The following is a 5,447-nucleotide window of genomic DNA, read 5'->3' as shown; positions in this document are numbered from 1 at the left end:
CGCCCCAGGAAATGTCTGGGATTTCGGACACCCGCCGAAGTTATGGCGCAGCAAGTCAGAGAGTTATATGCGGGTGTTGCACTTCAAACTTAAAACCGCCAAGCTTTACCCAATTGCTACGGCGGGTGTTTGGCCGCATGCGCCAGCTCCAGCCCAATAGTAGCGCCCAGCAAGCCAAAGAAATCTTGCAACATGCCGTCGGCATTTCGGATCACGGATCGGTGCGCTGGATGACCTTGGATCGTTGGTCTGCCCGGCAAAAACAAAACATGCCCTTTGGTGGCTTGGTCGGGTTTCTCGAATACCATGGTGCACTGGAGGAATTTTTACCCTGGCTTGCCCTTGGCGCTTGGCTCCATGTTGGCGGCAAAAGCACCTTCGGTTTTGGCACGTATCAATTACAAGTCGCGGAGTGAATCGAATGCGTTATATAGTCAGCTCTTGTGGTACCAGCCTTCTAACCAATTTAGCAAGAGAAAGCGGCTCGACCTCTCTCATCAATCAGTACGCCAATAAAAAGCGTCTAGACGATATTCCACAGGAAGCACAGGTACAACTTCAAAGCCTTCTACAATCCGCGCGACAGCGTCTGGGCGCGGAAAAGCGGGTCGAAGAACTACGCCGGCTTTCGGCAGAAATCAACGGATTGACGCGCCTGTATTCGCACGGATTGCCCACCGGCAACGACATCCATTTTTTGATTGCCAGCGATACCTGGATCGGCCAACAGACTGCAGACTGTCTTCGTACTTGGCTGGAGTCTCTGGGGCAAACTGCGCAAATCGCTCCGATCACCGATTTGAGTACGGATGACCTCGCCACCTTCCAATCTGGCATGGCCGAACTTGTCCGCTGGTGCGCCGAAGCGTTGCCCACCAGCCGCGACCAGCACATCAAGATCATTTTTCAGCTCAGCGGTGGCTTCAAAAGCGTGCAGGGCTTTTTACAAACTCTCGCCCACTTTTATGCCGATGAAACCGTCTACATCTTTGAAAGCGGTGAGGAGCTGTTACGCATACCGCGCTTACCCATTCGTCTCGATATTGACGACTGGATACAGGCCAACTTTTCCTTGCTTGCGCGCTTGGCCGACAAACTGACGGTTGCCGCAGCGGAAGTAGCGGAAATGCCCGAGACCTTGGTACAAGTCTTTGAAGGGAAAGCTGCCCTGACCGTTTGGGGCACACTTGTATGGGATCAGGTTGGTAAGCCATTGCTGGGCAAACGCTTGCGCGAGTCGCCAACGCCCATGCTTCGGTATGGGCCCCGCTTTGTGGAAAGCACCAGCAATCTACCGGCGGATCGCCTTGCCCTCGTCAATCAGCGACTTGGCGACCTTGCCCGCTTTCTGGAACTGGGGCATAACCCGGATCGCCTAGACTTCAAAGCCCTCGCGGGAAACCCCCGCCCACCCTCGACCCACGAGTGTGATGCCTGGGCGGATCGCGACGCCAAGCGACTTTTTGGGCACTACGAGGGCGAACAGTATGTCGTCGATGCACTGGACAATGCGTTGCACTAGGGAAGCGCACTGATATGGGCCCACTCCTTAGCCAAGCCTTCTCCGATGCCAACTTGCTCAATGCATGGCACCGAGTGCAAGAAAACGATGGCGTGCCAGGAGTGGACGGCGAAAGCATTGCGGATTTTGCCACAAAGCTCCTACAAAATATTGCGGAGTTACAGCAGCAAGCGCGCGACGGTAGCTACGGTCCCAGTCCTCTCCTGCGTGTGTGGATGGAGCGTCCGGGCAAAAATCCGCGCGGACTTGCCATCCCCACGGTGCGGGATCGCCTCTTGCAGACGGCGATAGCGTTGGTCATCGGCCCGATTCTCGACCAGCACTTTGAAGCATGCAGTTTTGCATATCGCCCGGCGCACTCCATCCAGATGGCTTTGGCTGCCGTGCTGAATCACCGCGACGCCGGCTACCAGTGGGTAGTGGATGCAGATATTTACCAATTTTTCGACGAAATCGCCCAATTACGACTGCTCCGTAAGGTCAAGGATGCGATCCCGGATTACGAAGTCGTCCGTTGGATCGCGCGCTGGATGCGCGCGCCGATCGAGGACAACCATCGCCTGAGCATACCCCGCAAGGGTATCGCGCAAGGATCTCCCCTATCGCCTATATTGGCCAATTTATATCTCGACGAACTGGACGAGCGCTTGCTTGCAGCTGGCTATCGCGTGGTTCGCTATGCCGACGATTTCATCGTTCTCTGCAGGGATCGCGGGGAGGCGGAGCGTGCGCTGCATCTCAGCGAAGATGTATTACATTTGCTCCAGCTGCGTATTCAGCCCGAAAAAACTCGTATAACCAATTTTCATGAGGGCTTTCAATTTCTCGGGGTACACTTTCTAAACGACGCCATAGAATCAGACACGGTAGATCTGCGCAATCTCCTTGGCCGAAACGCCAATGCACCGGACAATCTCGCCGCAATCACTTCGCCACAGTCGGAAGAAACAAATTCGGCACACGCATCCCGCAAACTCGATGCCGACACGACATCCACACATGAACACGGTCCTCTGGAACGGACGTTGTACATCACCGAACAGGGTGCCTACCTAACGCTACGCAACGAGCGTATCGTCATTCGCCACGACGGGGCAGAAAATCACAGTCTACCCTTGCATCGCGTAACCCAGATCATATTACAAGGCAATCAACTCGTCTCCACCGCACTCCTGCGCGCCTGTCGAGAGAATAACGCCGATGTATTTCTCAGCAGTTTTACTGGTGCCTGCGAATTGCGGATAGACGATCTCGATGCCAGCGGACTGGATACTTGGACGGCACAAGTGCGTCTGCAGGAGAACACGGACTTTCTGTTACAAATCGCCAAAAGCATAATTAAGGCCAAGCTTACCAATAGTCGTTATGTATTGCGCAACGCAAATCGCCATCGCGAAATACCCGAGCTCAACGATGCGCTGCGCTTGCTAGACCAGCATCGCGAGCAGATAGACACCTGCAAAACTCTAGACAAACTGCGTGGAATTGAAGGAAACGCTGCCCGCGTCTACTACCAAGCATTTGCCGAATTATTAAAGCCGGGCTGGCACTGGGCGGGAAGAAACCGGCGACCGCCAAAAGATCCCATAAACGCTCTGCTCTCTTACGGCTACGGCCTTCTTTACCAAAATGTGCTTGGCACCTTGCGCCGCACCGGCCTCAATCCGTATCTCGGCGTCTATCACCAATTGCGACCGGGTCACCCCGCCTTGGCGTCGGATCTCATGGAGGAATTTCGTGCTCTTGTGGTAGACCGCATGGTAATCAAGCTGCTTAGCGATCCGAAAACCACCGCGGCCGATTTTATAATGGATCCTCACAGCTCCTTGCCATGCAAGCTGGGAACTGCACTCCGTAAACGATGTATACAGTCATTTGAAGAGCGAATAAATAGTACTTTTCAGCATCCAATCAGCGGAACGCAAACGGATTATCGGCGCGCCATGCTGGCTCAGGCCAAGCATTTTGCCCAGGTGATGCGCGGGCAAGAACCTCGCTATTTTGCGTTCACTATTCGGTAGCAGTATGAGCCGCTTATGGATTATCACCTACGACATCAGCGACAATGCTCGCCGACGGGCAGTGGATCACGTCCTACAAGCCGCCGGACAAAGAGTGCAAAAAAGCGTATTCGAATGCATGTTAACCATCGAGGATCTGCGGGGATTGCGCAGCAAACTACAGGACACAATCGACCACGAGAGCGATAGTGTTCGCTATTATCCTTTATGCTCCCGATGCCAAAACAGGGTTCGCTGGCAGGGTACGGGAGAACGACCAGACACCGACGCATGGCATATTTTATGAAAACATAATGTTGGTTATAATTGCATACGACATATGTAGTGATCGGTCGCGTGCGCGGATTGCGAAAACGCTCATGGGTTGGGGTGATCGTGTACAAAAAAGTGTCTACGAATGCCATATCGATACATTATCCCAATTAAACGAAATAAAAGAGAAAATTGCGCAGCACTTAGATATAGAGACCGACACGGTACGATACTACACCCTGTGTGAGAATGATCGCCCGGATATCCTCACAGATGGCTACCAAGGGTACCATGAAGAATCTGATTATTTTTTGCTCTAATGTTTGTTGTGTTGTTACAACCAAAACACTCGCAAAGACTGTATCTGCGGACCAACAGGCTGTTTTTCATATCCACTCAGATATTTCGTTGCAACTCTTTGTTTTTTATGGAATAAATAAAATACTTGAAGTTTCAATGTCCGCATATTGTTTTCTAACACTTTTTGCCCATTTTTTAGACAAATTCTACCTAGAATTAGTCCAGGTAGGCCAGATTTTGACTCTGCGTCCGCAAATGGCTCTGGAAGCCTTGACTGGCGCGGCTTCCAGAGGGTACTGTTTTACTTACCCCGTTTTCGAAGGGGATTGAGACAAATCTATTTTGTACCGAGTGCAGGCCGGCTCGTTTTACTTACCCCGTTTTCGAAGGGGATTGAGACTAGAGCCTTGGCAATTAAGGGTAACGATCCTTTGTTGTTTTACTTACCCCGTTTTCGAAGGGGATTGAGACTGGAAAACGTTCACCATCATCCCAGCGTGGATGTTTTACTTACCCCGTTTTCGAAGGGGATTGAGACGCGTTAATCACCGGGACAGACAACGTGATTCCGTTTTACTTACCCCGTTTTCGAAGGGGATTGAGACATAGCTCGGATTGCGCTGCAGGTTGGCCAGGAGTTTTACTTACCCCGTTTTCGAAGGGGATTGAGACAAGAGAGCTTTCTTGACCAGGTTTGGCCGAAAGGTTTTACTTACCCCGTTTTCGAAGGGGATTGAGACTTAATCCTCGTCAATTTCGATTACTTCGGTATCGGGTTTTACCTACCCCGTTTTCGAAGGGGATTGAGACGATATAACCCATGACTGTTCTCCTAAAAGTTAAATGTTTTACTTACCCCGTTTTCGAAGGGGATTGAGACAGGTGGTATTCGTTCCCCGGCACCCCCCACTCGTTTTACTTACCCCGTTTTCGAAGGGGATTGAGACGTCCCCCGCTATGCGGGGGGCACCAGTTGCGCGGTTTTACTTACCCCGTTTTCAAAGGGGATTGAGACTGATACGGTCGATATCACAGACCAAATCTTTTAGTTTTACTTACCCCGTTTTCGAAGGGGATTGAGACTTGATCACGGGGATCGATAAAACGATCCCCCCAGTTTTACTTACCCCGTTTTCGAAGGGGATTGAGACCTGGTACACGGGGATCTCGTGCTCCCCCTCCCGTTTTACTTACCCCGTTTTCGAAGGGGATTGAGACGTCTTGTGCATTACAGGCCAGTTCTCGCAGGATAGTTTTACTTACCCCGTTTTCGAAGGGGATTGAGACCAGATCCTCTGCGCGTTCGAGTTCGTCAACTGGTTTTACTTACCCCGTTTTCGAAGGGGATTGAG

The 5,447-nt window shown here is 51.7% G+C and carries 5 protein-coding genes and 1 CRISPR repeat array; all 5 genes read left to right on the top strand.

Going from position 1 to position 5,447, the window contains the following annotated elements:
* Nucleotides 1-137 precede the first annotated feature (137 nt).
* Genes cas6 through cas2 (RTI30_RS14340) form a run of 5 tightly spaced genes read left to right on the top strand, consistent with a single transcriptional unit; the run spans nucleotide 138 to nucleotide 4,115 of the window.
* Nucleotides 138-416 (top strand): CRISPR system precrRNA processing endoribonuclease RAMP protein Cas6, encoded by a 279-nt coding sequence (cas6, locus tag RTI30_RS12240; RefSeq protein WP_409449710.1) that lies wholly within the window; start codon nucleotides 138-140, stop codon nucleotides 414-416.
* A gap of 5 nt (nucleotides 417-421) precedes the next feature.
* Complete coding sequence (locus RTI30_RS12235) at nucleotides 422-1,522, top strand: putative CRISPR-associated protein (protein ID WP_312274580.1); 1,101 nt, start codon at nucleotides 422-424, stop codon at nucleotides 1,520-1,522.
* A 14-nt stretch (nucleotides 1,523-1,536) separates the two neighbouring features.
* Nucleotides 1,537-3,543, top strand: coding sequence for a CRISPR-associated endonuclease Cas1 (cas1, locus tag RTI30_RS12230; protein WP_312274578.1), 2,007 nt, complete (start codon nucleotides 1,537-1,539; stop codon nucleotides 3,541-3,543).
* Nucleotides 3,544-3,547: 4 nt separating this feature from the next.
* Nucleotides 3,548-3,829, top strand: coding sequence for a CRISPR-associated endonuclease Cas2 (gene cas2, locus RTI30_RS14345; RefSeq protein WP_409449709.1), 282 nt, complete (start codon nucleotides 3,548-3,550; stop codon nucleotides 3,827-3,829).
* Nucleotides 3,830-3,836: 7 nt separating this feature from the next.
* Nucleotides 3,837-4,115 (top strand): CRISPR-associated endonuclease Cas2, encoded by a 279-nt coding sequence (gene cas2, locus RTI30_RS14340; protein WP_409449708.1) that lies wholly within the window; start codon nucleotides 3,837-3,839, stop codon nucleotides 4,113-4,115.
* 278 nt (nucleotides 4,116-4,393) lie between these two features.
* Nucleotides 4,394-5,382: a CRISPR direct-repeat array (repeat unit 35 nt; unit sequence GTTTTACTTACCCCGTTTTCGAAGGGGATTGAGAC).
* Nucleotides 5,383-5,447 lie beyond the last annotated feature (65 nt).

The sequence above is a fragment of the Candidatus Igneacidithiobacillus taiwanensis genome, from assembly GCF_031962545.1.
GTDB lineage: Bacteria > Pseudomonadota > Gammaproteobacteria > Acidithiobacillales > Acidithiobacillaceae > Igneacidithiobacillus > Igneacidithiobacillus taiwanensis.
This window is presented reverse-complemented; position numbering and strand designations above follow the sequence as displayed.

Coding starts and splice junctions, on each gene's coding strand:
- cas6 (WP_409449710.1), top strand. CDS start 138: ATGCGCCAGCTCCAGCCCAATAGTAGCGCCCAGCAAGCCAAAGAAATC.
- cas1 (WP_312274578.1), top strand. CDS start 1,537: ATGGGCCCACTCCTTAGCCAAGCCTTCTCCGATGCCAACTTGCTCAAT.
- cas2 (WP_409449708.1), top strand. CDS start 3,837: ATGTTGGTTATAATTGCATACGACATATGTAGTGATCGGTCGCGTGCG.
- cas2 (WP_409449709.1), top strand. CDS start 3,548: ATGAGCCGCTTATGGATTATCACCTACGACATCAGCGACAATGCTCGC.
- RTI30_RS12235 (WP_312274580.1), top strand. CDS start 422: ATGCGTTATATAGTCAGCTCTTGTGGTACCAGCCTTCTAACCAATTTA.